The sequence below is a fragment of the Thermostichus sp. MS-CIW-23 genome (assembly GCF_054059455.1).
In genome coordinates, this window is sequence record NZ_JBSSCC010000010.1 from 41466 (window position 1) to 66466 (window position 25001).

Below are 25001 nucleotides of genomic sequence, written 5' to 3' on the forward strand. Positions count from 1 at the left end.
CAGAGGAAAATCACGTCGGTAGCAGGCTGGAGTTTATCTGCCACGTTTCCTAGTGCTCAACGCCTTACGGCAATCAGAGGAAAATCACCTGGTAGGTCAGGACCTGGAACCGGCCATACCTACCGTGCTCAACGCCTTACGGCAATCAGAGGAAAATCACCTTCGAAGACCTTGAACATTCAACTTCAAAGACTTTGAAGTGCTCAACGCCTTACGGCAATCAGAGGAAAATCACTCCAATATCCTGACACGGGCTGAGACTCTCAGTCTACGTGCTCAACGCCTTACGGCAATCAGAGGAAAATCACCTGAACGGGGTTAATTGCAGTCCCCCGGAGTCACAACTCGTGCTCAACGCCTTACGGCAATCAGAGGAAAATCACTCCAACACTTTGGAGGTGAAATTCAGACTTTTCACGCGTGCTCAACGCCTTACGGCAATCAGAGGAAAATCACAACGTTGCCCGCAAACTCTGTGCGCTTGGTCATTCGTGCTCAACGCCTTACGGCAATCAGAGGAAAATCACCCACGTCCAAGCCGTCAAGAGCCGTCGCGGATCTGAGGTGCTCAACGCCTTACGGCAATCAGAGGAAAATCACGGTGCCCAACTGGGAATAGGGATGTGAAGTGTTCTGTGCTCAACGCCTTACGGCAATCAGAGGAAAATCACACACCACGTTTTGAGACACTCTAACTCCTCACAAGTGCTCAACGCCTTACGGCAATCAGAGGAAAATCACTTGTACGCACCACCACCGACCTGCTATCGACCAAACACCAGTGCTCAACGCCTTACGGCAATCAGAGGAAAATCACACCCCGCCTACAAGTTCTACGAGCAGTTTATTCCGTGCTCAACGCCTTACGGCAATCAGAGGAAAATCACACGCCCTTGCCAACAGAATACGGGGCTGCACCGGCGTGCTCAACGCCTTACGGCAATCAGAGGAAAATCACAAGAGTGCGCCCGCCTCGGCTACACCCCTGTCATCGAGTGCTCAACGCCTTACGGCAATCAGAGGAAAATCACGCCCTGGACATTGCTGGCGAATTCCCGCCGCAGTCGGTGCTCAACGCCTTACGGCAATCAGAGGAAAATCACCCTTAGGAAGTCTGCTATCTCTTTCCGTTGTCGTTGGTGCTCAACGCCTTACGGCAATCAGAGGAAAATCACCCTGGGGGAAAGCCGTCGGGATCTTGAGGATTTGGAGCGGTGCTCAACGCCTTACGGCAATCAGAGGAAAATCACAGCCAGGGATCCCCAGACTTCCCCTTGCTGCAGCAGTGCTCAACGCCTTACGGCAATCAGAGGAAAATCACAGTAGAAACCTCCACCTCCGTAGCAGTAGCACGAGACGTGTGCTCAACGCCTTACGGCAATCAGAGGAAAATCACATTCTTACGCGTGGCCCGGCATGAGGGATCCGTTTAGTGCTCAACGCCTTACGGCAATCAGAGGAAAATCACCCGGGATCCCAAGAAGATGGGATCCCGGTTTTTGTGGTGCTCAACGCCTTACGGCAATCAGAGGAAAATCACTGTCCCGTCTAGGCCAACGATTACCAATCTTGGTCGTGCTCAACGCCTTACGGCAATCAGAGGAAAATCACTTCTTGCGCGTGGGTCAGCACGAGGGATCCATTTAGTGCTCAACGCCTTACGGCAATCAGAGGAAAATCACGTGGCGTTTTCAGAGAGAGAGTGGCGTTATTGGGAAGTGCTCAACGCCTTACGGCAATCAGAGGAAAATCACGGCGCACCCCAGGATTCTTACTCTGCAAGGCTCGGATGGAGCCTTTGCAAGCATGTACCCTTATTCTATACACCAACTGCCAGCTAGAAGACAGGTCTCCTAACGCACTGGGCCCGGCAAAAGGTTTTCTCGTAAGGGAGCCGGGATTTTGCAAGCAACTCCAGGTGGTCAAAAATCTCTGGAACCCGCTTCCGACAAGACTTTCAGGTCTTTTGGGGGCTAAAGCGTCTTTCACAACGATAGATCCTTGCTTTTTAACAGATCCTGTAGCCATCCTGTCGTTCTGGCCAACTTTCTGGTCGGTTCGAGGCGAGCACCCGCTCTAAGCAGCGGTTGCAGATCCCCACAAGCAAGAGGCCATCCTCTGGTTTTAGAATTTTCTCTAGCTCCCAACGCAGTTTCTCTCGTTCTCGCAATGTTAGCCAGGCACGAAAAATTGAGTACTGAATTCGTTCTCCATATCCCTCCAATAACTTGAATGCTTTTCGCCATCGCTTCTGACAGCGAATATCGTAGCACACCAAGTAACAAACCTTATGCTCGGCCATAATCTATCTCACAACTAAGTTTCCAAACAAGTCTGCTTCGCCGTTCCACTCTTTTTCCAAAAGACGAACCTCTAGCTCTATTAAACGGCAGTAGGTAAGAGAGTAATGAGTAACTGGGTGCTTCCACTTTTCTCGCTTGCGCTCTTCGTAAATCCGAATCATCTTCTTACGTCCCTCTTCGCTGAGCCAAACTTGTTGGCCCCGTACTGTAAAATCTGCGTCTGGATCCCATTGCCGTCGGTTAACTGAGGCTACGACTGGCATATCTACAAGAGGAACACGGAAGATCTCCATCAAGTCAAGAGCCAGAGGATGCGCTTGGGAGCGAGGCTGGTGATAAAAACCCAGGGCGGGCTCTAATCCAACTGTCAAAATAGCATTCATTACATCTTTAAGCAAAAGAGCATAACCAAACCCAAGTAAGGCGTTAAAGCGATCCTTGGGAGGTCTTCGATTTCGTCCTGAAAATCGCATTTCCTCAGGTACTGCATCAGACAGCAGATGAGGCAAGGCAGAAAAGTAGAGCGCTGCTAAGTTTCCTTCCAGTCCCAATAGACTTGACAAAGAGTCTGCCTGATCGACTTGCTTGAGCAATCGCTTCATTTGTTCGATAGCTTGTTCTACCTCTGGCGAACGCTGGGATCCCAAGCGCATTAAGAACTTGCGCTGGCTCTGGCCTCGACACCTCACCAACTTTCGAGCTAATTTCAGGCACATCTCGGAGCTGCTCAGGGCCTGATACTGTCGGATACGTCGCTGGATGCTCCCGTGTCGGGGATCCAGGCTGCCGACATAGCGTCCACCTCCCGAAATTAAGTGAATTCCAATGTATTGTTCGGCGCAGAAATGAATGGCTTGAGTTGAAATTTGAGAGAAACCATGAAGCACAATTTGTCCAGTTTGCTGAGCGGAGATAAACTCTTCGCTTTGGTTTCGGTAGGTAACTTTGAGACGGGATCCACTGCGCCCTACCCGTGCCCCTGGCTCTAGAATGTGGACACATTGCCGTTCGTCATCTTCCGGGAACAGGCGAATAGGTTGCCATTCTCTGTCATGAGCTAGCCTCGCTTCTTCGGGCAAACACACGGGAGCTAAGGAGCAACCCGCACACAGCCGCTCATTGTCGGTAATTGGGGGCCGCAGAGGAGATTGGCGCAGCAGCCTCGCTTGTTCGATTGCCTGACGTACAGCTTGGCGCCCAGCATCATCAAGGGGTACGTGTACGAGCACATTATCTGCGTGGTACCGAATTCTTCCTTCGGGAATTGGGATCCCCAAAGCTGTTTCCACGAGATAGGCATAGGCCAAAATCTGCAACCGGTCACTTTCCCAAGCTTGAGGCTGATTGTCTGGATCCCGTGCTGACCGACCCCTTTTATGCTCGTAGGGAATGATCTGTCCATCACGAGTGCGCAAAGCATCCACTCTTCCCCGCAAGCCCAGTTCTTCGCTTTCTAGAAATAGATCCTCCCACTCTTCTCCCTCTTGCTTTTCCAGCTCTACGTGCAGCCGCCGACCGGCAAAAATAGCTGCGTTTTCCGTATAGAGCTGCTCGACCTCCTCTAGATAAAATAGTCGTGGGCAGTAGGCCAATGCGTGCAGTGCTGAAACACGAATCAAATCTGAATCTATCTGTGCGGGGAAATCGATTAGTGATGCCGGCATAATCTGATACTCCGAAATATGAAAATATAGAGTTCTTCAGCAATCTTAGAACAGCTTTCTCTTTGAGCAGAGACAAAACTCAGGCTCCACGCAAGATCTTCTCCTGGCAGGGTTAATAGGCTGTTCGGAAATAAGCCTTCGACCTAAGGTTGATAAGTCTAGAACCAACAGCTTGGAATTCTCGCTGCCTAGTTTGGGCAAATTTCCGTCCAGGCTAACTCCGGCACATCATCACCTTCAAGAGTTTGGAGTGAGTATCTTCGCCAGCGAGTATCCCGCGATCCCACGTGATCAACCCAATACGGCAAGGTCAGGATCCCATCCTCATCTTGAATTAGCCATCTTCCCCCTGAAGGGACTTTCTGAATTGGTCTTACCGAGTTAACTAAGTCACGACTCTCTCCTAGGCTTAGTCCCCCAGATCGGTCAATTAATTCAGGATTTTCAAAGGCTCTTTCTAGGTCATGAGCAAGGGATCCGTTGACCAAAACTGCGATTTGCACATCGGTCAGCAATTGTTGGTAGTCAGGACGGGCATTGTTTGGATGCTGAATATCTTTTGTCTTAAAACGACGAAGGGTACGGATCACTGTAGAAAGCTGGGGTTGGCTCAGGAGAGCAATTGCCAGTTGGGATCCGCAATATCGATGCCGATCCCATTCTCCCAGCAAGGAAAGCAACATTCCATAAACAGTAGCCGGTGGCGGCACCGGATAAGTTTCGGCAAACTCCCTGGCCCAAGATTGACGGAAACAGGCGATAGGCACCTCAACCTGGAGCTGAATCATGCTGCCTCCTCACAAGAAATTTGCTGCCTAATCAAGCTGATAAGTTGATCAACTGTTGATTTAATGCCTGAGCTTACATGAGCACCCAACCGGTCTAGCTTCTCCCCGTCCTCAGTTTCGGCAGCGGCTCCTGCCAGCCATAGCTCTTGAGGATCTATATCCCCCACTTGCACTCGACGCACTAAGTCCGGCGTGCTGATTTCTCCATCAGAGTTTTCTTCAAAACAGTAGAGCAGGCGTGGCGAAAAGTCGTGTGTCCAGCGCAGGACTATGCTATCCGGTGAAAAGTCATAGAGAAAGCGAGAGTGATTGCCGGCTACTTCCCCCAACGAAACCAGTCCGTTTAACACTTCGATTACTCGGTCTTGCCGGTGGAGCCGAGCAGGAGTCATTGCAAAGCCGTACTGATAGCGAGTAGCATGGACTTCCGTTCCGTAGAGAGAAGTGGATCCCTTCTGGCCACTTTTCGCGTTGAAGGTTACATCTCCGCTGTAGGGGCGAGTAGAAACTGCCCGAGTTACTTCCAAAACACCTCGCCGAGCAGTGGTAGTGCCCTTTGGTAACTTCTCTCCCTTCTTCCTGGATGAGTTTTCGTCTGAGGCATCTACTTTAGCCCCTTCCGCACGCATAAAGCCTAGGACATCATCATCGATATACCGCTCGGGATCAAAGTTAGGCACTTGCCACTCGTTGTCGTTGGTTTGATCATTCCAACGTCGGTTAACTTCGCAGCCATTCCCTGAGACCTGCCAATAGTAACGCAGGGCCCAACGGATTGCTTCAGCAGAGACGGTAGTGTGCACCTCATTTTTCCAGAGGATCTTTTGCAGGGTAGTGATGAATACCATTGGTCTTAGCCCTCTTCAGCCAGGAGGTGATTTTCGGAAGAGTTCCCAGAAGAGGGCTGGATCCCCTACCCCCGCATAGGCAACCTCGAAGGGTAGAGCTTAGGATGGCTTGACCCATCTCCTCTTTATCAGCTCTCTCGCTGCCTATGAACCTGTCATCCATTGCCAAGCCACAGCAGCTTTCTCTTTTGCTGATTGCCCTTCAGCTAGCTCTGGGAGCACCAGCGACAGCTCATCCGGTCACCAGTTCTGCAACGGACTCGACAGCGACAGCCGTTCAGCGAGTAACGGAAATTCATGGCGGAGCTGGCCCTTGGGCTATGGTCGGCTATCGCATGGGGATGCGCGCTCTGCAGGAGCTGGGCTTGATGAGTCCAACTCCCCACACTTCTAGGAACCGTTTTCTGGTGGAGGTCATTCACGAGTCGCCGGCAGAGATCCCGTTTGTGTGCATTGTGGATGGCTTGCATGCTGCAACAGGAGCCAGTTTGGGCAAGTTGAACTTGAAGCTGGTGGAGGTCGAATCTCTTGAAAAAATGCGCAGTGTGGTCATCCATCGAGAGACCGGCAAGCGGGTGGAGTTTCAAGTTTTGCCCGAGTTTATTGACAAATACCGGAACTTGCCCCCGGAACAACTGGCGGCTGCAGGGCAGGAAGTTCTTCAACTGGCCGATGAGAAGCTTTTCCGTCTCGCCATTAGCCCATAGCAGGGAATATCGCTGCGGGATCCCTTCGGCATTCCTGAGCCAATCAGCTCCAGACCCGAGCGGGTGGCCACCTCTGCCGGATGCTCTCTTTCTGGAAGTGACATACTCCCGCACTCATGCTGACGCAAAGCGCTCCGCGCCGCTAAAGCGAGAGAGTGCGGGCTTCTCAGTGACTCCTGTGAAGGACGTTTCCTGAGCTTTAAGAGCGGGATGCCCCACCGCTCTGTATTTGATGTTTATCGCCGCGTTGTGGTCTCGGTGTAGTTCCAGTCCACAATGCGGGCAAGAGTGCCACCTGTCTTGAATGGTCTTCGGTACCTTTTGGCCGCACCGAGAGCAGTTTTGGCTTGTGCCGTTTGGATCCACTGCGATCACCCTCAGCCCAGCTCTTTCAGCCTTGACTGCGAGAATCCGCAGGAATTGCCCCCACCCGGCATCATAAGTAGATTTCGCTAGTTTGGTTCTGGCAATACCTTTGATGTTGAGCGCCTCATACGCAATATGCTTTCCCTTGCTTACCAGCTTCTTGGCTGTTTTGTGGTGGAAGTCTTTACGCTGGTTGGCTACCCTGAGATGAGCCTTGGCTACCCGCTTCAGGGCTTTCTTGTGACGGTTTGATCCTCTCCTCTTGCGAGACAAGGCCCGCTGCAACCTCTTGAGCCTGAGCTCTGCCTTGCGATAGTGCTGGGGAACTGGAACAGACTCCCCCGTGTCGGTTACCAAAAAGGAGTCCAGCCCCATGTCGATCCCCATGGTGTTCTCCGGTGTTGGCAGGTCAGGAGTGAACTCGGGGACAGACGTATCTTGCAGGCTTAATGTCACATACCACCCGTCCGCTTTGCGGGTGATGGTAGCAGTCTTGATGACAAAACCGTCGGGCAACGGGCGGTGTTGAATCAGCTTGACCGCGCCAATCTTGGGCAGGTGGATGAACTTCCCTTGGATGCACTCCTGCTTCATCTGAGGGAAGGTGAAGGAGCGATACCGGCCCGCCCCCTTGAATCTCGGCCTCCCTGCCCTTTTGCCGTTGCGGTTGCCTCTCAGCCACCGGTCGAATGCTTTGTGTACTCGCTCTACGCAGTTCTGGAGGACTTGCGCGTGGACTGCTTGGTATTCGGGGAACCTTGCCTTAGTGTTCACTAGATCCCGTTTTTGGGAGTAGTAATCGGGTCTGTCTTTCAGCTCAGGCAAGTGGCAGATTAAAGGGCAAGCGTTGATATCACAGCGGTTTTGTTCCCACCAGTTAAGCCGCTCTGCCAACCGATAGTTGTACTGCTTGCGCAACAGCTCCAGCCATTGCTCCATCAGGATAGCTTGACTGGGCGTAGGCCGTAGGCGGTACTGATAGGCAGTCCTCATCTTAAGCGTACTCAGAAACCGCTACACTGATTATAGCACCAGTAAGGATTAGCAGCCATGAAGCGTGATTTTGTTTCCAGCGGCAGAGCTGTATCTGATTTGAAGGCACACTTGGTCTTAACCACCAAGTACCGTCGCAAGGTATTTACTAGAGAAATGTTGCAGCGATTGCATGAAGTTATGTATGACCTCTGCCAGAAGTGGGGCTGCAAACTTATTGAGTTTAACGGCGAGGCAGACCATATTCATCTGCTATTCCAGTACTATCCGCAGATAGATCTGTCCAAGTTGGTAAACAACATTAAATCCGTCTCTAGCCGTAGGATGAGAAGCGAGTTTGCGGACTACATCAGCAAGATATATCGGAAAAATGTACTGTGGAATGAATCTTATTTCATCGCTTCATGTGGTGGGGTGACGGTCTCGGTTTTGTGCCAGTACATTGAAAACCAAGGAACTCCCGCCTCTCATCCCGACCCTCGTCCTGCGGACAGAGGGCGGGGCTTCTCGGCGGACTAGCTAACTCTGATTATCGTGGGCTCGCTAGGTACCCCCTAAGGGATCCGGGCTTGAGCGAATACATCTTGAGGGATCACCTTTAGACCCGGCAGGAAATCATCTTGAATGGCTTGGGATCCCGTAAAGGTGCGCGGCGGGGCATCGGGATAGAAGACGGTGATGCTCTTGGCTTGGGGATCCACAACCCAAACCCTGGGGATCCCAGCTTCTAGATAATCGGTTGCCTTCTGGGCTATGGCCCCAAAACTCTGGCCAGCAGAAAGGATCTCGATCACCAACTCGGGAATGGCAAAACAAGGCTCATCGGTCATGGCCTCAACCGGCAACCGCTCGTTAGAGATGTAAGTAACATCAGGAACTGGGATCCAGGGCTCTGCCTTTCGTGTTAAAACAACTGCCCACTCAGTATGTGCTGACCCAGGCTTAGGACACTCAGGGCTAGAGCACCAGTCCTCCAAAATTTGCCACAACACCGGTTGGAGACGAGCATGGAAGCGTTTTGGCGACATGGGTTCGTTTTTGGAGACGGCCCGCCCATCGACTAGCTCATAGACAATATCCCCCTCCGGCAAGGCCAGAAACTGTTCGGGAGTTAGCTTTTGACCTGAAATGGACAACTCTGGAGTCGATAGCATCACAGGATCCCCGTTGTTTAGGATGGCCGAATCTCTGTCTAGGCTAGCTCTGACATCCCCCACCTTCACCGTTTTGAAACAGTTGTCGAGCAGGGATCCAAATCCAGCGGCAAGATGGCTCCACTCAATTTTGGGGGTAGAGATCCCCATCTTTCTGGCACCGGCTGAGCAGAGGATGCCACTTTTCGGGAGAGGATAGGGCAACATTCAACCCAGAACCCTCTCCAGGCAACTTGAGAAGGGGGGGCTTCCAAGCTGCAGTAGCTTGAAAGCCGTCATCGAGAGGATCCCTATGGCTAATACCCTTTTGACCACTCTAGGCACCAGCCCCTACAGCGAGACGGTGTATGTTTTTGGGGAGCGGAAAGCCGATAGAACCCGTTATGTTGCCAAAGCCCTCTGTCAGCTCTTTGACATCGAGAGGGTGATTGTGCTGCTAACCCAAGAAGCACATGACACCCATTGGAAGCATCTACAGGACTGCCTACCCCCCCACGTGGAGAAAATTGCCAAGGCCATTCCTGAAGGGAAAACCGAGGCAGAGACCTGGGAGATCTTCGATGTGCTGGTCGATAGCATCGAGCCCCATACGCGGCTGGTTTTCGATATCACCCACGCCTTTCGCTCCATCCCCGTACTGGTGCTCTTGGGAGCCGCCCTTTTGCGCAAGGCCAAGAATGTAAATATTCAGGGGCTGTACTACGGTCTCTATCTCAAAGACCAGCAGGAAACACCCATCATCGATCTCACCCCCGCCCTTCGTCTTTTGGACTGGCTGACGGCTACCGACAAATTCATTAGCACCGGCTCGGCGCTGGAGTTGGGCCAACTTTTGGATACAGTTCAACGGGACTTTTACCGCCAACCAAAGCTCGGCAAAAGGGATCCCAAGCCCATCCGGCTGCAGAACTTTGGCCAAGCCATCCGCAATGTCTCTCGTTCCCTGGAGCTGGTAAGACCGGTCAGCCTTTTGGAGGATGACTTGCTTAGGTTGCAAAGGCACTCCACCCAGGAGTTGGCAGAAGAGGTGGGCCAATTTGCCAAGCCTTTTGGTCTGCTGCTGCGAAGCATTCAGGATAGCTACAGCCAACTGGCTTTGCCAGCAGACAGAGCTACGGATGCCAAGGCTCAAGTTCAAAAGCAATTTCAACTGCTGCGCTGGTATGTGGAGAAACGCTTCACCACGCAGGCAATTCTCTTAGCTCGGGAGTGGGTGATCTCGGCCCTCTGCTTGTGTGAGGGGCTGCCCAACTACCGCCAGCGGGAAGCGCGGCAGGAGATCGAACACCAACTGGGATCCCTCATTCCGCGGAAAGACCAGCCCCTTGGAGATCCCCCTGCGACTGGCGAATCGGGCCGATCCCTCATCCCACGGGAAGACCAGCCCCAGGCGCTTCCTCCTATTACCACCCATGTGCCCGACGCCAAGCAGCTTGCCGATCTCTGGTCTCGCCTCAGCCAGTACCGCAACGATGTTGCCCATGTGCAGATGAATCCAGACCCTTTGAACAGCGAAGCTCTAGAAAGCTTTGTTTTGCAAGACCTGCTGCCTGGCCTGGAAGAGCTGTTTCCCAAATTGACCTGGGCAGAAGGGAAGTTGGAAGGGGATCTTTCCACTTCTCCGTAGGCTAAAGACATCGGTTCGCCCTCAGGTTCTGGGTTTTTGGTCAAACAACGGCTATTGAGAAATACTGAAGAAAACTGAGGGCTGGCCGGGATCAGATCGATTTTGTTTTGTAGCTTCTGTAGCCACGACATCGGGTGGCTACCGGGGTTTTGTTCCTTGTTCGAGGAGTTCCTAACTGTTCTGTTTCTCCAGCGAAAACACCATGTCTCACTACTGGCAAGCTAAGCTCTGGGGTCTGTTACATGATCCCGCCCTCAAAGCCCTACACGACAGGACTGGCCGCTCCAAGGAAGGGCTGTGGACCAGACTGGCGGCGATGCAGGGATGGTCTTCTCCCAAAGCCGAGGGATCCCCTCTCAGAGGTGTGGGAGATGCGGATCTCATCGCCTCGGCCAGCGACCGGGCTGCCATTGGCCATTTGCCTGTAGCCATCGACTACCAGGTTGAGGATCGCGGCCAGGGGTTAGGCTCTGGACTGGAGATGAGCCATCTGCTCTCGGGGCGCAAGCACTTTTGGCAATTGGCCAATGAGCAACACCAAGCCCTCAAGAATGCCCCCTCCCGTGCAGACTACCTGATGGAACGGGAGGAGAACGCCATCCCTGATTGGGTTCGGCAGGAGACGGATCCCCAAAAAGTGTTTTGGTGGTTTTGGCGGTGCTTTCCCCAAGCTATTTGTCAGGAGTTTGGGGATGAAAGCTTGCTGCTATTGCCGGCAGAAACCCGGCTGCCAGACGGATCCCTGTGGAGCCACGCCAGCGTCACCGCAGCCCTAGCGGGATGTTTGGCCGGCTACGACGAGCCCAAGTTCGCGCGTCCCTTCTTGGTGAGCTTTACCTTCAACCCCATCCAGGAGCTGATCAAAGCCAGCCGCAAAATGCGGGACTTCTGGGCTGGCTCCTGGCTGCTGCACTACCTTTCTGCTCGCATAAGTTGGCGGCTTGCCGAGAAATACGGCCCCGACTGTCTGCTCTACCCCAGCCTCTATGGCCAGCCGTTAATCGACCACTGGCTGCGGGAGAAGTACCCCGAATTTGAAGAATGGATCCCTCAGCCTTCGCCTAACGCCCTGCTCACCGCCGGCTTTCCCAATGTGCTCCTGCTGCTGCTGCCAGAAGAGCGGGTGGAGGCGGCCATGCAGTTTGCCCAGCAGACCCTCAAGGAAGAATGGAAGCAGTTGGCCCAGAGGGTGCTGGATCACCTGCAGGCGGATCGCCGCTGGATGGTGCAGTTGCACCCAGAGGATCCCACCTGGCAGGGATGGCTGGAGCACCAGTGGCAGCACTACTGGGCAGCCGTGCCCCTGGGATCCCCGGCTCACTCTCTCAAGGATACCGGCATCCTCAAGCCCCCTCAGGTTTCCATTGATGAGGATCCCTGGGTCAGCGCCCAAAACCGCACCCATCACCTAGAGGCCAAGCAAAAGCTCTTCGGGGATGAGGAGCTGGAGTTTCTGCGGGCTAGCTTCTGGGATCCCCAAAGACAACAGCGCCGCCAATACAAGGCCGGACTCAACGTGGGATCTTGGTGGGCAGCCGCAGTGGAGCAAAGTCGGCGGCTACAAGCCGCTTGTAAGCAGGCCCGCGATTGGCAGCTCCCCGTTGCGTTTGGGCCGCGCAGCACCGTTTCGGGCTTGGGGCCAGTGGTGCATCCCTCACCGCGGCAGGGGTGGATAACAGAAGGGGAGAGTCGGCGGCTTTGGCAACGGCAGGCCGGGCTCTTCGATGGCCGGGAACAGCTCAATGCCACCGAAACCCTCAAGCGGGGCTTGTACAAAGTGCTGCCGGAGCTCTTCCGCGAGCTGGATGAAGACCAGATTGCCGCTTCCTACCCGGATCTCACGGCTGGGGTGGCTGGCTACCTCAAAACCCAAGGGCGACGGGAACGAGAGCACTTCGAGCAGGCCTGTCAGGCAGTGGAGGCCCGCTACCCGGAGGTCAGAGGGGTGCTGCGGGAAATGCGGGGCAAATGGGGGATCCCGTGGGCCGACCAGCAGGAGCTGTGCTACCATCCCCGTCTGCTCAATGCTGGTTGGCTGGTGGAAGACCTGGAGCTGGACGAGGAAACGCAAAGAAGCTACCGGCAGGACATCGAGACGCTTCTAGGCCGCTACTACCCCAGCGTTAACCCCGCCAGTTGGTACGTGCTGGCTGCCGGGGATGGGGACGACATGGGCAAATGGCTCAGGGGCGAGAAGATGAAATCCTACTACGACTATCTGCCTCAACCCCTACAGCGGCTGGCCAACGGGCAAACGGAAGCCATTGGCGAGGTCTTTGGCAAGGACAAGGAGGAGCTGGAGCAAGTCAAAGACGCTTTTCAGAAGTTTGTCAAAAACAGCCGCAAGCGCATGGGGCCTGCCACCCACAGCGCCCTAAGCCGCGCCCTGCTGGATTTTTCCGGCCAGTTGGTGCCCTACCTAACAGAGCAACGCTATGCAGGCAAGCTCATCTACGCCGGTGGGGACGACGTTTTGGCCTACACCAACCTCTGGGAGTGGGATGGCTGGCTGTGGGATATTCGCCAGTGTTTCCGGGGGGGAGAGGATGACTGGCGGGAGTTTGAGAACCTGGGGGACTACTGGCAGTGGAAAAAAGGGCGGCCTCCCGAAGGTTTGAGCCGGCGCCCCCTCTTTACCCTGGGATCCGCAGCCACCATCAGCTTCGGCGTGGTGATTGCCCATCACTCGGTGCCTCTGGCCATTGCCCTGGAAAACCTTTGGCAGGCGGAAGAAGAAGCCAAGGGCCACCTCTATGCCCATGGCTGCCCCAAAGACAGCGTGCAGGTGCGGGTGCTGTTTGCCAATGGCAACCAACTGGTGAGCACCAGCAAGTTCGACACGTTCGACAAGTGGAAAGACCTCCTTGATTTTGACTGGAAGCTCATGGGCCAGCAGCAGGATCAAAGCTCCTTGTTTGAGCAGGCAGCCCAACTGTGGGAGCAACATCCTGCCCCCAGCCCAGAGGCGGTGCGCGAGTGGGCCCGGTTGTTCTGCAGCCGCCGGGATCTCTTCAAACAGGAATCGGAGCAGAAAGAGCACTTCCAGAACAAGCTAGTGGAGTTTATCCAGCATTTTTGGCAGCACAGCCTGCCCGCCCAGCCCCAGGAGTGGGATCTGGAGATCAAAAACTGGTTCAAGTTGGCAGCTTTTGTGCTGCGCAACCGCACCGTGAAATTGGGGAGGAACGGCCGATGAGTTGGTTTACCCTATCACCCTTGGATGTGTGGATGTTTCGAGATGCTAAGCCCTTTGCGCCGGGAGAGCGGGCCTGGGCCAATAGCAGCTTTCCCCCCAGTGGCCACACCTTGGCCGGGGCTGTTCAAGCCTACCTGGGCCAGCCGATGACGCTGCGGCTGCGGGGCCCCTTTCTCTGCCACGACGAAAGGCTCTATTTCCCCGCCCCTCTGCATCTGGAAGACGGATTCCCCCTTGTCCCTGTGCCTTGGTTGGACGAGAGGGATCCCTACTTCCATTGCCACTGGGATCCCACCCGGCCAGCCCCGTTGGTGTCCCTGAGGCCAGCAGAGGAGGAACCCGAAGGCAGCCAGAGCAGCAAGAAGAAGAAAACAGGAGGCTACCTGCCCTTCGAGGTGGTGCAAAAGGCGCTGGAAGGCAAAGGCTGGGATCTCAGCCAGGCCGTTAAGCCGCCGTTGAAGTATGAAGTACGGCCCCACAACACTCTGCAGGTGAGCAAGCGGCAAGTGCGAGAAGCCGATGGCTACTTTGTGGAGACCTGTATCCGTCTTCAGCCGGGCTGGAGTTTGGCCCTTTCCATCGAGGGCTGGGATCCCGATCGCGAAGCCTGGGATCCCTTGCCCCTGCAGCAAGAAGTGGTTGTGCGGCTGGGGGGAGAAGGCCACGGTGCCTTGCTAGCCCCTTGTCCGAAGTTGCAGGCGCAGTGGCAGCAGTTGCAGGACCTTTCTCAGGCCGCCTTTTGCCAAGCCGGACGCGCTTTGGCCTACTTAGCGACCCCAGGTGTGTTCATCAAAAAGGTGGACGGGCGTTCCCTCTGCCGTGCCTGGCCGTGGGAATGGCGATTGGCCACTCCCCATCCTGCTCACTCCCTCACCGGCCCCCTGGTGAGCGTGGCCACCGGCAAGCCCGTTCCCATCAACGGCCGCCTGCGGGTAGATCACCCCCAAGAGCCGCGACAGATGAGCCTACCCGCTCCTCAAGTTTTTGCAGCGCCTCCTGGCAGTGTCTACTACCTGGAGCAACCGGCCCCCCTCAACCAAGAAGAGCCCGAGCTGGAAGATGGCCGGCTCAACGTGTTCTATCGCTGGCGGCTTTTGGGCTACAGCGAATTGCTTTGGCTCCGTTGGGCCGACTGAGCGCAGGTGTTTGAAGTTCTGTTTCAGAGTTGATGAAGGAGTGTTTTCCTATGGCTTTTCACGTAGTCTATCTCACCTTGTTGACCCCTCTGCACACTGGCGGCACCACCCAAGAAGGCAACCTCTTGGGCATTGCCCGCGAATCCCACACCCATTTGCCCTACATCCCTTCCAGCACCATTCGGGGCAGGTTGCGGGCCAGCGTGGCCGATAAAGACAAAAAATTTGAGCTCTTTGGCAACGAAATTGGGGAAGGGGATCAGCTGACCCAGGGATCCATTTGGATTGGAGATGGCTCCTTGCTTTGGATCCCGGTGCCCTCCCTCAGCCACGGGGTGGTGTGGATAAGCTGCCCGCTTCTGCTTAAGCGCTGGCTGCGGCTAACAGGCCAGAATCTGTCAGTGCCGGATCCCTATAGTACGAGCTTGAAGGCCGACCGACCCATTTACCTCAAAGATGCCATTCTCAAGGAGGGTCTCAAACAATGGTCGGAATGGAAGAGCTACACCAAAGATCCTAATATCAGTCGCGTGATTGTTTTACCAGATCAGCATTGTGCCACCCTAATTCAAATGAGCCTGTGGCGACAGGTGAAAGTCAAGCTTAGCGAGCACAAAGTTGTGGAAGGAGGCTTCCGCTACGAAGAGGCTATTCCTCCCGATAGCTTGATGTACTTTGCCTGGGGGGTTACAGCCCAAGCAAATGGCAGTTCTGAGGAGGCAATGAAAGAGTTTCGAGATCTGCTGCAATCCAACCAGATTATGCAGATTGGCGGCCAGGAAAGCTTGGGCCGAGGCTTTGTGGAGCTGTCTTTGAACTAGATCTCAACCTAGGAGGGAGGTTTTATGAATAGCTTTGACCCGCGTACATTGGCCAAGCCCGTTTACGAATCCCTGTGCCAGCTCAGAGCGCAAACCAGGGATCCAGAAAGGCTAAAAGAGCAAAAAAACCAGGCTGTGGAGCTCTACACCTATCTTTCTACTTGGGGCCTGCTGCGCCTCAAGGCTGAAGAAGACGCCCTTAGCCAAGAGGGCAAAAAAGAGGTGGTCAAGGAGTTTTTCGATTGCCTAGAAAAGATCTCCGGTCAAAACGAAATTGCCAAATCCAACGGCCTGGATCGTCTCATGGGGTTGGGAGTTGAAGAGTACCTGGGTTTAACAGGGCTGGGACTTGCTTTGGCGCAAGAATTCAGCTTCTGGGCTACAGCCATTTACCATGACATTAGCGGAGGGGAATAATGAGCGTAGCCATTCCAATCCAGTCTATTTCCCTGTGTGAAGGAAGCCAAGTGGTCATCCATTCGCTGACTTGGCAAGACTTTGAGAGCATTCTGGAAGAGCTGGGCGAAGATCGCCACACTCGTGTTGCCTATTACAACGGCACTTTAGAGATTATGTCTCCCTTATCCAAACATGAGCGCCCTCATCGCATTGCCGGATACATTGTCTCAGCTATTCTGGATGCTCAAGGGAGAGACTGGGAAGATTTTGGCTCAACAACCCTTAAAAAGTCTGGCAGTGCTGGGGTAGAGCCTGACACCTGCTTTTATGTCCATCACCTAGAGCAGGTGCGAGGGTGTGAGGGAAGAATTGATGTTGATCTATTGCCCCCGCCTGATCTGGCCATTGAGTCCGACGTTACTTCCCGGACCTTTATCGATGCCTATAAAGCTATTGGCGTGCCGGAAGTTTGGCTCTTGGGTGAGCGAAGTTTGCGGATATTTATTCTGCAGGGAGAAGACTACGTAGAATCGAGCTGCAGCCGGCTTTTTCCAGACTTCGACATCTCCAGTCTTGTACCTCAACTTATTCGACGCGCCTTAGAAATTGGCACCAGCGCTATGTTGCGCGAATTTCGGGAAACGCTTCGCAATTCCTAACACTGCTTTCCAGCTTTAGGAGAAGATCAAATGCCTAGCAATCGTCCTGCTCCCTGGTTAGGACATCCCTCGGATCCCAACCCCAGCCCAGATCCCACAGCGAGCTTTATTGAATATCTGCGCTGGATGAGAGCCTATGGGGCTCCTTTCAGGGAGGGAACCAAAGTCTATCTGGTGCATCGGGCGGAAGCAAATGCAGACTACAGCTCCCGCTTGCAAGTTCTAAACAGTCGCATCAAGCGCATTGCCAATGACACCTTTCAGGTCACCTGTCCCTGGCGAATTCGGGTGGGTGGAGCCAAAGGCCCGGAAAGCATGCTGCTGCCCGCTTTTGATCACTTAGGGATCCCCTACATTCCCAGCTCCACCTTGCGGGGGGTAGCCCGCACCCAGGCTATTCGAGAGTTGATGCGGAAGCACAACCTGTCTTGGAAAGAGGCGGATAAAGCAGTGGCACCCTGGCTTGGGCACCTGGAAGCTGAGGACAAAGATAGTGCTGGCAAGGTGATCTTTTTGGATGCCTACCCTGTGCCGACCAAGACTCAAAAACAAGGGGATCCTGATAATTCCAAAACAGGAGGTCTAGCTGTCGATATTGCCAATAACGTTTGGAGATGGAATGGCAACAGCTTGGAATATAAAGCAAATCCCAATGTCTTTTTCTCTCTCAAACAGGCCACGTTTTTAATCGGGATCCGCAAAGGCCCAGGCTGCACCGACGAGATGTTAGCCCAAGTGAAAGAATGGCTTATCCGCGGGCTGGAGCAAGGAGTGGGATCCCAAGTCAATACCGGCTACGGTCGGCTGATTCAAACTGGCAAAACTCTATCTCAATACAAGGGAGAATTCTTGCGGCTGCCTTTTGAGCTGGAGGGTCAGTTGATCCACGGGCGGCAAGTGGTCAACTGGAGACCTGATAAGAACCGGTATGACAACAAATCAATTGCCGAAGTCCGACCGGTAGCCTTTAAGAACATGCTGCGCTACTGGTTTCGAACCTTTGCCCTGGGTGTTTTGCCCGTGAAGCAGGTGCAGGAATGGGAGGGGCAACTTTTTGGGGCCATCACTCCCCAGCAAAAACATGGCTGGATCCATGTGGATCTTTTGAAGGGGCGAGTAACTCAACCAGAGCCGGAACTCAACCAAGCGGGAAGGGGGAATCCTGCTGGACAGCAAGAAGGGATCCTCATTCTCAGCCTTTCTGAGGAGTGCCACAACCATGCTTCAAAAGAGAAGCAGGAAGCAGTGCAAAAGCTCTTTCGGAACCTCACGTGGATGATGTTTCATCTGGGAGGTATTGGCCAGGGGGCAAGAAGGCCCTGCTACTCTCGCCAAGACCGCGGTAGAGCTCCTTGGTGGCGGGGATCCACCCTCATTCCCAACTCCGAAGATTCATTTTGGAATCTGCCAGAGTCGGTAGAGGAATTCCAGAAACTCTTTCAGAAGCGGCTGCGGGGCTTTTTTGAGGCGCTCCAGGTTTTGACTGGGCAGGCCATTGATCCCAGCAATCCCGGGAGCTTTGGTCAGGTCAGCAAAGAAAAGTTGCCTGAAGCTGTGGATGCCCATTGCAGGATTGTAGTCTGCAGCGGCCCAAAAGAGTTTAATAAGCCCTATGCTTTGGCTGTTTTGCACAAGGTAGGCAAGATAGCGCCAGGAAAATACGACAAGTTTCTCTGCGGCGACACAGGCACGCCGTCCCCTGTTTGGATTGCAGATTTGGATGACTATCAGGTGGTTACCGTTTTTAGGGCAACGGTGAATCCTAGGAAAAGTTATCTTGAACAGCTCAGGAAAAATGCTGATGATTTTGGAATAATCTGGCCCTTGAAGTAGAGATCTTGGAGAATCTCTGGAGGAATAAAATGTCCAAAAAGAGGATCAATGCCAAAGTTCTTAGAAACCTTGTTACAGCTGTGGTCAACGGCTCGATCACGCTGGCCATCCTGCTAATTGCTCCTTTGGGATTGGCAGCCGTGATTACCAATACCATTCTTGTCGCGATTGCCAGCTTCTTTTCGGGCAGTCTGGCCGAGATCGTGATGGATTTCTTGTCAAGTCCTGAAATTGATGTGGAGATTTTACCGGAGCGTGGCCGCTCTAAACCCGGCAATGCCATAGATCAGAGGCGAGGCGCTGAAGATCTGCGTCGTCATGACGAATAATGCGAACTTTATATGTCTCTCAGCAGGGGTGTAGGCTAAGCCTTAAGCAAGAGTTCGTAATGGTCTATTTGGGCGAGTCGCTCTTGCAGGAGGTGCCTCTACCCTTGCTGGAGCAAATTTTAATCTTTGGCCGATCCCAGGTCACCACAGACGTAGTGAGAGCGTGCCTGAGGCGGAATATTCCTATTGCCTATCTCTCCCGGCTAGGCTATTGCTATGGTCGCCTTGTTCCTATAGAGAGGGGGTACCGCCGCTTAGCTCATTTGCAACAGGCGCTCCCTGAAGAATGGCGATTGCAAACGGCAGCCCAGATGGTGCAAGCCAAGCTTCTCAATAGCCGAGTGCTGCTGATGAGACAGCTCAGGCAGCGCCCCACTGAAACAGGGGATCTGACCCTGCGCAGTCTGGAACATTTGGCTGCTCAAGCTCTTGAGGCCAAGTCTCTAGATCAATTGCGGGGCATTGAAGGAGCGGCTGCGGCTCTGTATTTCCCGGAATTGGGAAATTGCCTTCAGCAAAGGGGCTTTGTTTTGCTTAACCGCACTCGACAGCCGCCCACTAACCCGGTTAATGCCATGCTCAGCTTTGGCTACATGGTGCTCTGGAACCATCTATTAACCCTGATTGAGCTGCAAGATTTGGATCCCTATCAGGGTTGCTTGCACGCTAGCAGTGAACGCCATGCTGCTCTGGTTTCGGACTTACTGGAAGAATTTCGGGCGCCTATTGTAGATTCAATAGTCCTCTGGCTGATCAACAAGGGCATTATGAACATCGAAGAAGACTTTGAGTATCGCGATGGTGGCTGTTTTCTAAGTGATAGTGGCAGGAAAAAGTACCTTACAGCTTTCATCCAAAGAATGGAGGGATCCATCCAGACCCCTGACGGAGATCAACCCCGCTGGGATCTGCTAACGCAGCAAGTTAAAAAGTTTAAGCAATCCGTCTATAATCCTCAAGATTTGTACCAGCCCTACCGGATTCGCTGATGTTTCTTTATGTTGTTACCTACGATACTCCCTGCGACAAGCGACGCAAGAAAATTGCCGACCTGCTAGAAGGCTACGGCAAGCGCGTGCAATACAGCGTGTTTGAGTGCGTCCTCGACAAAGACAAGTTCGAGGAGCTCAAACTGCGGCTCCGCAAGAAGATCAAGCCCGAGGAAGACAGCGTCCGCTTCTATCCGCTCACTAGCTATGTCCTCGCCCAGGTGGAAATCTGGGGTGGGCCTGCCCTGACTGCACCCCCCAGCTCGGTCATTGTGTAGCTCAGGCAAGTCTGATACATTTACGCTGAACACTGCTGAACATCACTGTTCAACTATGCAGCGATAGCATTCTGTTTGTTTCCAAACAGAATGGCGGTATCCCGCAAAGCTTTGAGTAGAATACCCAAAGCGCAGTTTCCGTGTCGTCTTACTACCAATTTTCTGCTTTGCTTTGGCTACCATGTTGGCAGACTCGAAAGTAAACAGAAAGATCAACTGGTAGTAATCCGTACTGAACATACTATACATTATTTTCAGTATAGTTGAGCTTATTATTGACTAGAGTCATGCTCTTCCTACTTAAGCACTCGGTGTTTCCAAAAGCACACTCAAACGGTATCAACGCCTGCGCGAGCGATCCGCCAAAAGCCGCAAAGGCCGATTCTTTCGTCCGATCCCTCGACGCCTTGCGCCACAAGGCTTTCCGGCCCCAGAGCCCCCTCGCCAGCACCCTTTTTGCCGACTTTTTTCCGGATCCCTCGCAAATGGGTCTTGCATTCCTTGCCCTGCTTGGGTTTAAATAGGGGTGGAGGGGATCCCTAGAAATTGGAAACGCCTGCCCGAGAGGGAGGCTTTCTGATTTCTCCTGCCCGAGAGGGGGGCTTCCCGGCCCGCAGTGGAGCCGTTAATCCACTGTTTGGGTGAATCCCTGATGCAGGGCTCTGGACCAACCCTGAATCTGGGAGGAACCCCAAGCCGACGGAGCCTGGTCCACTCCGTCGGTGAGGAGAGAAAGCCCCCTCCACCTTCTCTTCTTTTTTATTTTTATGTATACTGGTTTATTTTTATGTATACTGGTTCCCCCTTCGGGGGGATCCCTAGAAATTGGAAACTTGGTTAAACGTGTCGCCAGGGGAGCAACCGAACTAGACACACTTCTCAAAAGGAGCCTACAATGTCTAAGCGCATTATTTGGACTCCGGACGAGTGGCTCGAAGCAGCGAAAGCTGCATTTGAGTCTGCGTTCGTCGATTCCTACAACGAAGAAAAGCCGGTGGCTCCGGCTCAACCAAAGCCAACTCCTGTTTTGTTGCCCAAGCCTGTGCGGGTTCCAAACCGTGCGGGTAAGGGTGCAAGTGTGACGATAGCCCAGATCCGCAAGGCTCAAGTTCCCCCTTCGGGGGGATCCCTAGAAATTGGAAACCTTGAAAACAGCACCTTCACTGATTAGCCTCACCCCTGCGTTCCCCCTTCGGGGGGATCCCTAGAAATTGGAAACGACAACAGGTTTGCCGGGAATGCGAGAGTAAACGACGGACAGTTCCCCCTTCGGGGGGATCCCTGGAAATTGGAAACGAGACACCCGGACGGCATACCTCAGAAGCGAGGGAACGTTCCCCCTTCGGGGGGATCCCTAGAAATTGGAAACGTCTGGGCTGACCGTGCGTGAGGGCGTGGACTTGTTTATTGTTCCCCCTTCGGGGGGATCCCTAGAAATTGGAAACGTTTTAATTCAGGCTAGGTGTTACACTAGATTCCCAAGTTCCCCCTTCGGGGGGATCCCTAGAAATTGGAAACTCTAATTTTGGATTCCGGTGTGTGACCGGAACTCCTTGTTCCCCCTTCGGGGGGATCCCTAGAAATTGGAAACACTTCACCGAGAGTTGGGTGTTGGAGTTTGGCAACCGTTCCCCCTTCGGGGGGATCCCTAGAAATTGGAAACTAGAAGAACGGGAGTTGGTCTTTCGACCTTCTCCTGTTCCCCCTTCGGGGGGATCCCTAGAAATTGGAAACTCCCACTCGTCGAGTGCAAACATGCCAACGTAGTCCTGTTCCCCCTTCGGGGGGATCCCTAGAAATTGGAAACAAAATGTCCTGCATAGGCTGTGGTAAACCGTTATTTAGTTCCCCCTTCGGGGGGATCCCTAGAAATTGGAAACGGTGTTCTTCTCAAAGTTCCAGTAATACTGTTTGTTGTTCCCCCTTCGGGGGGATCCCTAGAAATTGGAAACCCCAAACCTCTGCGGCGATTATCCACCGGTTTTGGTGTTCCCCCTTCGGGGGGATCCCTAGAAATTGGAAACTTCTGTTTCTCACTTGAGCACGCTGTTGAGGGATCCGTTCCCCCTTCGGGGGGATCCCTAGAAATTGGAAACTTCTGTTTCTCACTTGAGCACGCTGTTGAGGGATCCGTTCCCCCTTCGGGGGGATCCCTAGAAATTGGAAACTTAGCTTTATCGTTTACTCTTCGTACTCCTGAACGAGAGGTTCCCCCTTCGGGGGGATCCCTAGAAATTGGAAACTAGAGAAGAGTTTCTCCCACCCAGTCTCTGCAATCACCCAAGTTCCCCCTTCGGGGGGATCCCTAGAAATTGGAAACAATGACTGAAACCTGCCTAAAAATAAAAAAGGCTGCCGTTCCCCCTTCGGGGGGATCCCTAGAAATTGGAAACTAGGCTTCGCGTGCGCTCTCACCCCAGAACATCGAGTTCCCCCTTCGGGGGGATCCCTAGAAATTGGAAACGAAGCCCAAAGCCTGCAAAACCTCTGCAAACCTCCCTGTTCCCCCTTCGGGGGGATCCCTAGAAATTGGAAACATTGAGCATTACCTGCTCAAGCTTATTGAGTTCTTCAGGAAGAGTTCCCCCTTCGGGGGGATCCCTAGAAATTGGAAACTCCCTCTGCGGGCCTTAAATGGCCCAGGAAGGTTTCTGGAAGTTCCCCCTTCGGGGGGATCCCTAGAAATTGGAAACGAGGGAGATCGGGTTTAGCGGTTGTTAACCCATTCAAGTTCCCCCTTCGGGGGGATCCCTAGAAATTGGAAACGTGTCCCGCCCATAACGGCCCAACCGGGCACGTACTTGTTCCCCCTTCGGGGGGATCCCTAGAAATTGGAAACACCAATGCCCGAGAGGGGTTGGGGGAGGGTGGTATGAGAGTGTGAAGTTCCCCCTTCGGGGGGATCCCTAGAAATTGGAAACTCCCCAAGTACCCAACTGTCATAGTCGGGAAGGTAGTAATACGTTCCCCCTTCGGGGGGATCCCTAGAAATTGGAAACCTACCAAAATTGGTTGGTTGTGCACATCCAGTTCCTCGATAGCTGTTCCCCCTTCGGGGGGATCCCTAGAAATTGGAAACTGCTCGGTGGACGCTCCACTGGTGTCCCGGGTAGGTGGTTCCCCCTTCGGGGGGATCCCTAGAAATTGGAAACCGAATGGCCGCTTTCACGGCTGCCGGGTCTTTTTCATGTTCCCCCTTCGGGGGGATCCCTAGAAATTGGAAACCTCTCAGGAACTGTTCCATCAGTGATTACTAATTCCTCTCCTCGATGTTCCCCCTTCGGGGGGATCCCTAGAAATTGGAAACCTCTCAGGAACTGTTCCATCAGTGATTACTAATTCCTCTCCTCGATGTTCCCCCTTCGGGGGGATCCCTAGAAATTGGAAACTGTAGGATTGCCTATCCTACGGTAGGTTTGGTTTTCTGTTCCCCCTTCGGGGGGATCCCTAGAAATTGGAAACATGAGGTTGCTCTTGGCCTTAACATCGGGGTCAACAGTTCCCCCTTCGGGGGGATCCCTAGAAATTGGAAACGTGAGCACATGTCGATGTAGTCGCTCAAATTGTTGAATGTTCCCCCTTCGGGGGGATCCCTAGAAATTGGAAACGATAACTAACCTCCTCCCCCTAACCCCCCACTACACAGTTCCCCCTTCGGGGGGATCCCTAGAAATTGGAAACTGAGCAGGAGACAACTTCAGTGCGTTCTTAATTGGAAGTTCCCCCTTCGGGGGGATCCCTAGAAATTGGAAACCCTATAGCCACAAAAAATCCCCCGCCAATAAGGCGGGGTTTTTCCTTCGGGGGGATCTATAGAATTGGAAACCTAGGGATCCCCAGTTGGAAAGAAATTGGAAACAGAGAAAAGATTAGAGTAAAGCCGGTGCTGCTCGGCAGAGGCCAGGCAGCGCTGTTGGTGCTCAGGCCACTCCTGGAGGGCTAGTTTTTGTTGTTCCTGGAGAAGGGTTTGTAGGTCTGAGTCTGCAGGCAGCTCGCCTTGCAAAACCTGCAAATCGTTAAAGCGGCCCAGTTGATCCTGCAAGCACTTCAGGGTTGCTATCCAATCTTGCATGGTTTCCCCGTAAAAGGGCGCAAAAAACTCCACCTGATAGCGGAGTCGTTTGGTGGCCTTGCGCAGCTCGTGCAGTTGCTCAGCTTGGGCTTCCGTTGCGGGGAAAGCAGGGATCCGCCAGCCTGGCTGCAGCAGCCACTGGGCCAGCAGGGGAGTCAGCAAGTGGGGCAAGCTTTCCGGCAGAGGCAGCTCCGCCTGGGGCTTATAGCGGGGGTGAGCCAGCCACTGCTCGCAGGCAGCTTGAAACGCCAGGAAGTCAGCATCTTCAAGAATGCGGCGGGAGCGTTTCTCGGCTTGGGTTCGACGTTGCTGCAGATCTTGTTTTAGCTTCTCCAGTTCTGCCTGCTGGGCTGCCGGGATCCCTTCCCAGCAAGGTTCCTGCAGGATTTCCAGCAGCACGTCCAGATCCCGCTGCTTGCCCAAAGCACTGGCCAGCTTTTGCAGGCGTTTGGGCTTGAGAGGCTTGGGCAGCCGGACGGATCCCTGAAATACCTGCACCCAGGTGCCAATACGGCGCAGGGTCACCCGGATTTGGTGGAGAGATTCTGCCGCTTCTGGATGCTGGGTCAGAACTCGCTTTACGTGTTTCTGCAGCCGCTGCCATTGCTGGCTCAACAGCTGGTGGGCCCAGGCGGCCACGGTTGGCAAGGGCGCAGATGAGGGCAAGGTCAAGTGCAAGGACTCCGTCCCGCTGACGCGAAAGGACTCCGTCCCGCTGACGCGAAAGGACTCCGTCCCGCTGACGCGATCGGTTTTCAGCTCAGCAGCAACAGCGTCCACAGCCAGTCTCCTCTACCCAAAACGAGAACCAAGAGGGCAGCAGGCTCTTTTCACATAGG

General features: G+C 53.8%; 19 protein-coding genes and 2 CRISPR repeat arrays (1 of these 21 only partly in view). Of the genes, 12 read left to right on the top strand and 7 right to left on the bottom strand.

From position 1 onward, the window contains the following. Positions 1-1754: direct repeats of the CRISPR family, unit length 36 nt; unit sequence GTGCTCAACGCCTTACGGCAATCAGAGGAAAATCAC; it begins 22 nt to the left of the window's first position. A gap of 254 nt (positions 1755-2008) precedes the next feature. The 4 genes from cas2 (ACVW0B_RS05500) to cas7i all read right to left on the bottom strand — a co-directional run bounded on the left by cas2 (ACVW0B_RS05500) (position 2009) and on the right by cas7i (position 5603). After that, positions 2009-2302 carry a CRISPR-associated endonuclease Cas2 gene (gene cas2, locus ACVW0B_RS05500; protein WP_457440190.1) on the bottom strand — a complete coding sequence of 98 codons (294 nt, stop codon included), beginning with the start codon at positions 2300-2302 and terminating at the stop codon, positions 2009-2011. 3 nt (positions 2303-2305) lie between these two features. Continuing rightward, entirely contained in the window at positions 2306-3967 is a 1662-nt protein-coding gene (gene cas1, locus ACVW0B_RS05505) for a type I-MYXAN CRISPR-associated endonuclease Cas1 (protein WP_457491149.1), read from the bottom strand. Between the two features lie 188 nt (positions 3968-4155). Beyond that, positions 4156-4755, bottom strand: a complete 600-nt coding sequence (gene cas5 / locus ACVW0B_RS05510) for a type I-MYXAN CRISPR-associated protein Cas5/Cmx5/DevS (RefSeq protein ID WP_457491150.1) — start codon at positions 4753-4755, stop codon at positions 4156-4158. Beyond that, positions 4752-5603, bottom strand: a complete 852-nt coding sequence (cas7i, locus tag ACVW0B_RS05515) for a type I-B CRISPR-associated protein Cas7/Cst2/DevR (protein ID WP_457491151.1) — start codon at positions 5601-5603, stop codon at positions 4752-4754. The genes cas5 and cas7i overlap by 4 nt, the downstream gene beginning before the upstream one ends. Positions 5604-5749: 146 nt before the next feature. Between cas7i and ACVW0B_RS05520 the strand changes: the two genes are divergently transcribed. Next, complete coding sequence (locus ACVW0B_RS05520) at positions 5750-6310, top strand: formylmethanofuran dehydrogenase subunit E family protein (RefSeq protein WP_457491152.1); 561 nt, start codon at positions 5750-5752, stop codon at positions 6308-6310. Between the two features lie 114 nt (positions 6311-6424). Here ACVW0B_RS05520 and ACVW0B_RS05525 read toward each other — a convergent pair whose 3' ends face one another. Then, positions 6425-7669, bottom strand: a complete 1245-nt coding sequence (locus tag ACVW0B_RS05525; RefSeq protein ID WP_457491153.1) for an RNA-guided endonuclease InsQ/TnpB family protein — start codon at positions 7667-7669, stop codon at positions 6425-6427. A gap of 57 nt (positions 7670-7726) precedes the next feature. Here ACVW0B_RS05525 and tnpA point away from each other — a divergent pair, with 57 nt between their 5' ends. Continuing rightward, positions 7727-8188 carry an IS200/IS605 family transposase gene (gene tnpA / locus ACVW0B_RS05530; protein WP_457491154.1) on the top strand — a complete coding sequence of 154 codons (462 nt, stop codon included), beginning with the start codon at positions 7727-7729 and terminating at the stop codon, positions 8186-8188. A gap of 35 nt (positions 8189-8223) precedes the next feature. Here tnpA and ACVW0B_RS05535 read toward each other — a convergent pair whose 3' ends face one another. Beyond that, positions 8224-8973, bottom strand: coding sequence for a Uma2 family endonuclease (locus tag ACVW0B_RS05535; protein WP_457491155.1), 750 nt, complete (start codon positions 8971-8973; stop codon positions 8224-8226). A 142-nt stretch (positions 8974-9115) separates the two neighbouring features. Between ACVW0B_RS05535 and csx2 the strand changes: the two genes are divergently transcribed. The 10 genes from csx2 (at position 9116) to cas2 (ACVW0B_RS05585) (ending at position 20090) form a co-directional block, all read left to right on the top strand. Continuing rightward, positions 9116-10450, top strand: coding sequence for a TIGR02221 family CRISPR-associated protein (gene csx2 / locus ACVW0B_RS05540; RefSeq protein ID WP_457491156.1), 1335 nt, complete (start codon positions 9116-9118; stop codon positions 10448-10450). A gap of 202 nt (positions 10451-10652) precedes the next feature. Continuing rightward, positions 10653-13646, top strand: a complete 2994-nt coding sequence (gene cas10 / locus ACVW0B_RS05545; protein ID WP_457491157.1) for a type III-B CRISPR-associated protein Cas10/Cmr2 — start codon at positions 10653-10655, stop codon at positions 13644-13646. Further along, entirely contained in the window at positions 13643-14782 is a 1140-nt protein-coding gene (locus ACVW0B_RS05550) for a type III-B CRISPR module-associated protein Cmr3 (protein WP_457491158.1), read from the top strand. The genes cas10 and ACVW0B_RS05550 overlap by 4 nt, the downstream gene beginning before the upstream one ends. A 50-nt stretch (positions 14783-14832) precedes the next feature. After that, complete coding sequence (gene cmr4, locus ACVW0B_RS05555) at positions 14833-15603, top strand: type III-B CRISPR module RAMP protein Cmr4 (protein ID WP_457491159.1); 771 nt, start codon at positions 14833-14835, stop codon at positions 15601-15603. 24 nt (positions 15604-15627) lie between these two features. After that, complete coding sequence (locus ACVW0B_RS05560; RefSeq protein WP_457385043.1) at positions 15628-16020, top strand: hypothetical protein; 393 nt, start codon at positions 15628-15630, stop codon at positions 16018-16020. Then, entirely contained in the window at positions 16020-16661 is a 642-nt protein-coding gene (locus tag ACVW0B_RS05565) for a Uma2 family endonuclease (RefSeq protein ID WP_457491160.1), read from the top strand. The genes ACVW0B_RS05560 and ACVW0B_RS05565 overlap by 1 nt, the downstream gene beginning before the upstream one ends. A gap of 30 nt (positions 16662-16691) precedes the next feature. Further along, on the top strand, positions 16692-18494 hold the full coding sequence (locus ACVW0B_RS05570) for an RAMP superfamily CRISPR-associated protein (RefSeq protein WP_457491161.1): 1803 nt from the start codon (positions 16692-16694) through the stop codon (positions 18492-18494). Positions 18495-18523: 29 nt separating this feature from the next. After that, entirely contained in the window at positions 18524-18823 is a 300-nt protein-coding gene (csx18, locus tag ACVW0B_RS05575; protein ID WP_414406322.1) for a CRISPR-associated protein Csx18, read from the top strand. After that, the gene (gene cas1, locus ACVW0B_RS05580; protein WP_457491162.1) at positions 18823-19812 is read left to right on the top strand and encodes a CRISPR-associated endonuclease Cas1; all 990 of its coding nucleotides are present in this window, start codon (positions 18823-18825) and stop codon (positions 19810-19812) included. Before csx18 ends, cas1 (ACVW0B_RS05580) begins: the two co-directional genes overlap by 1 nt. After that, the gene (gene cas2, locus ACVW0B_RS05585; RefSeq protein WP_414329659.1) at positions 19812-20090 is read left to right on the top strand and encodes a CRISPR-associated endonuclease Cas2; all 279 of its coding nucleotides are present in this window, start codon (positions 19812-19814) and stop codon (positions 20088-20090) included. The genes cas1 (ACVW0B_RS05580) and cas2 (ACVW0B_RS05585) overlap by 1 nt, the downstream gene beginning before the upstream one ends. Positions 20091-21198: 1108 nt before the next feature. Continuing rightward, positions 21199-23844: direct repeats of the CRISPR family, unit length 36 nt; unit sequence GTTCCCCCTTCGGGGGGATCCCTAGAAATTGGAAAC. 72 nt (positions 23845-23916) lie between these two features. Here the strand turns inward: cas2 (ACVW0B_RS05585) and ACVW0B_RS05590 are convergent. Continuing rightward, positions 23917-24942, bottom strand: coding sequence for a CHAD domain-containing protein (locus ACVW0B_RS05590; protein ID WP_457403840.1), 1026 nt, complete (start codon positions 24940-24942; stop codon positions 23917-23919). Positions 24943-25001 lie beyond the last annotated feature (59 nt).

Excerpts from the sequence above, each read along its gene's own strand:
- cas2 (WP_457440190.1), bottom strand. The coding sequence starts at position 2,302 with ATGGCCGAGCATAAGGTTTGTTACTTGGTGTGCTACGATATTCGCTGT.
- cas1 (WP_457491149.1), bottom strand. The coding sequence starts at position 3,967 with ATGCCGGCATCACTAATCGATTTCCCCGCACAGATAGATTCAGATTTG.
- cas5 (WP_457491150.1), bottom strand. The coding sequence starts at position 4,755 with ATGATTCAGCTCCAGGTTGAGGTGCCTATCGCCTGTTTCCGTCAATCT.
- cas7i (WP_457491151.1), bottom strand. The coding sequence starts at position 5,603 with ATGGTATTCATCACTACCCTGCAAAAGATCCTCTGGAAAAATGAGGTG.
- ACVW0B_RS05520 (WP_457491152.1), top strand. The coding sequence starts at position 5,750 with ATGAACCTGTCATCCATTGCCAAGCCACAGCAGCTTTCTCTTTTGCTG.
- ACVW0B_RS05525 (WP_457491153.1), bottom strand. The coding sequence starts at position 7,669 with ATGAGGACTGCCTATCAGTACCGCCTACGGCCTACGCCCAGTCAAGCT.
- tnpA (WP_457491154.1), top strand. The coding sequence starts at position 7,727 with ATGAAGCGTGATTTTGTTTCCAGCGGCAGAGCTGTATCTGATTTGAAG.
- ACVW0B_RS05535 (WP_457491155.1), bottom strand. The coding sequence starts at position 8,973 with ATGGGGATCTCTACCCCCAAAATTGAGTGGAGCCATCTTGCCGCTGGA.
- csx2 (WP_457491156.1), top strand. The coding sequence starts at position 9,116 with ATGGCTAATACCCTTTTGACCACTCTAGGCACCAGCCCCTACAGCGAG.
- cas10 (WP_457491157.1), top strand. The coding sequence starts at position 10,653 with ATGTCTCACTACTGGCAAGCTAAGCTCTGGGGTCTGTTACATGATCCC.
- ACVW0B_RS05550 (WP_457491158.1), top strand. The coding sequence starts at position 13,643 with ATGAGTTGGTTTACCCTATCACCCTTGGATGTGTGGATGTTTCGAGAT.
- cmr4 (WP_457491159.1), top strand. The coding sequence starts at position 14,833 with ATGGCTTTTCACGTAGTCTATCTCACCTTGTTGACCCCTCTGCACACT.
- ACVW0B_RS05560 (WP_457385043.1), top strand. The coding sequence starts at position 15,628 with ATGAATAGCTTTGACCCGCGTACATTGGCCAAGCCCGTTTACGAATCC.
- ACVW0B_RS05565 (WP_457491160.1), top strand. The coding sequence starts at position 16,020 with ATGAGCGTAGCCATTCCAATCCAGTCTATTTCCCTGTGTGAAGGAAGC.
- ACVW0B_RS05570 (WP_457491161.1), top strand. The coding sequence starts at position 16,692 with ATGCCTAGCAATCGTCCTGCTCCCTGGTTAGGACATCCCTCGGATCCC.
- csx18 (WP_414406322.1), top strand. The coding sequence starts at position 18,524 with ATGTCCAAAAAGAGGATCAATGCCAAAGTTCTTAGAAACCTTGTTACA.
- cas1 (WP_457491162.1), top strand. The coding sequence starts at position 18,823 with ATGCGAACTTTATATGTCTCTCAGCAGGGGTGTAGGCTAAGCCTTAAG.
- cas2 (WP_414329659.1), top strand. The coding sequence starts at position 19,812 with ATGTTTCTTTATGTTGTTACCTACGATACTCCCTGCGACAAGCGACGC.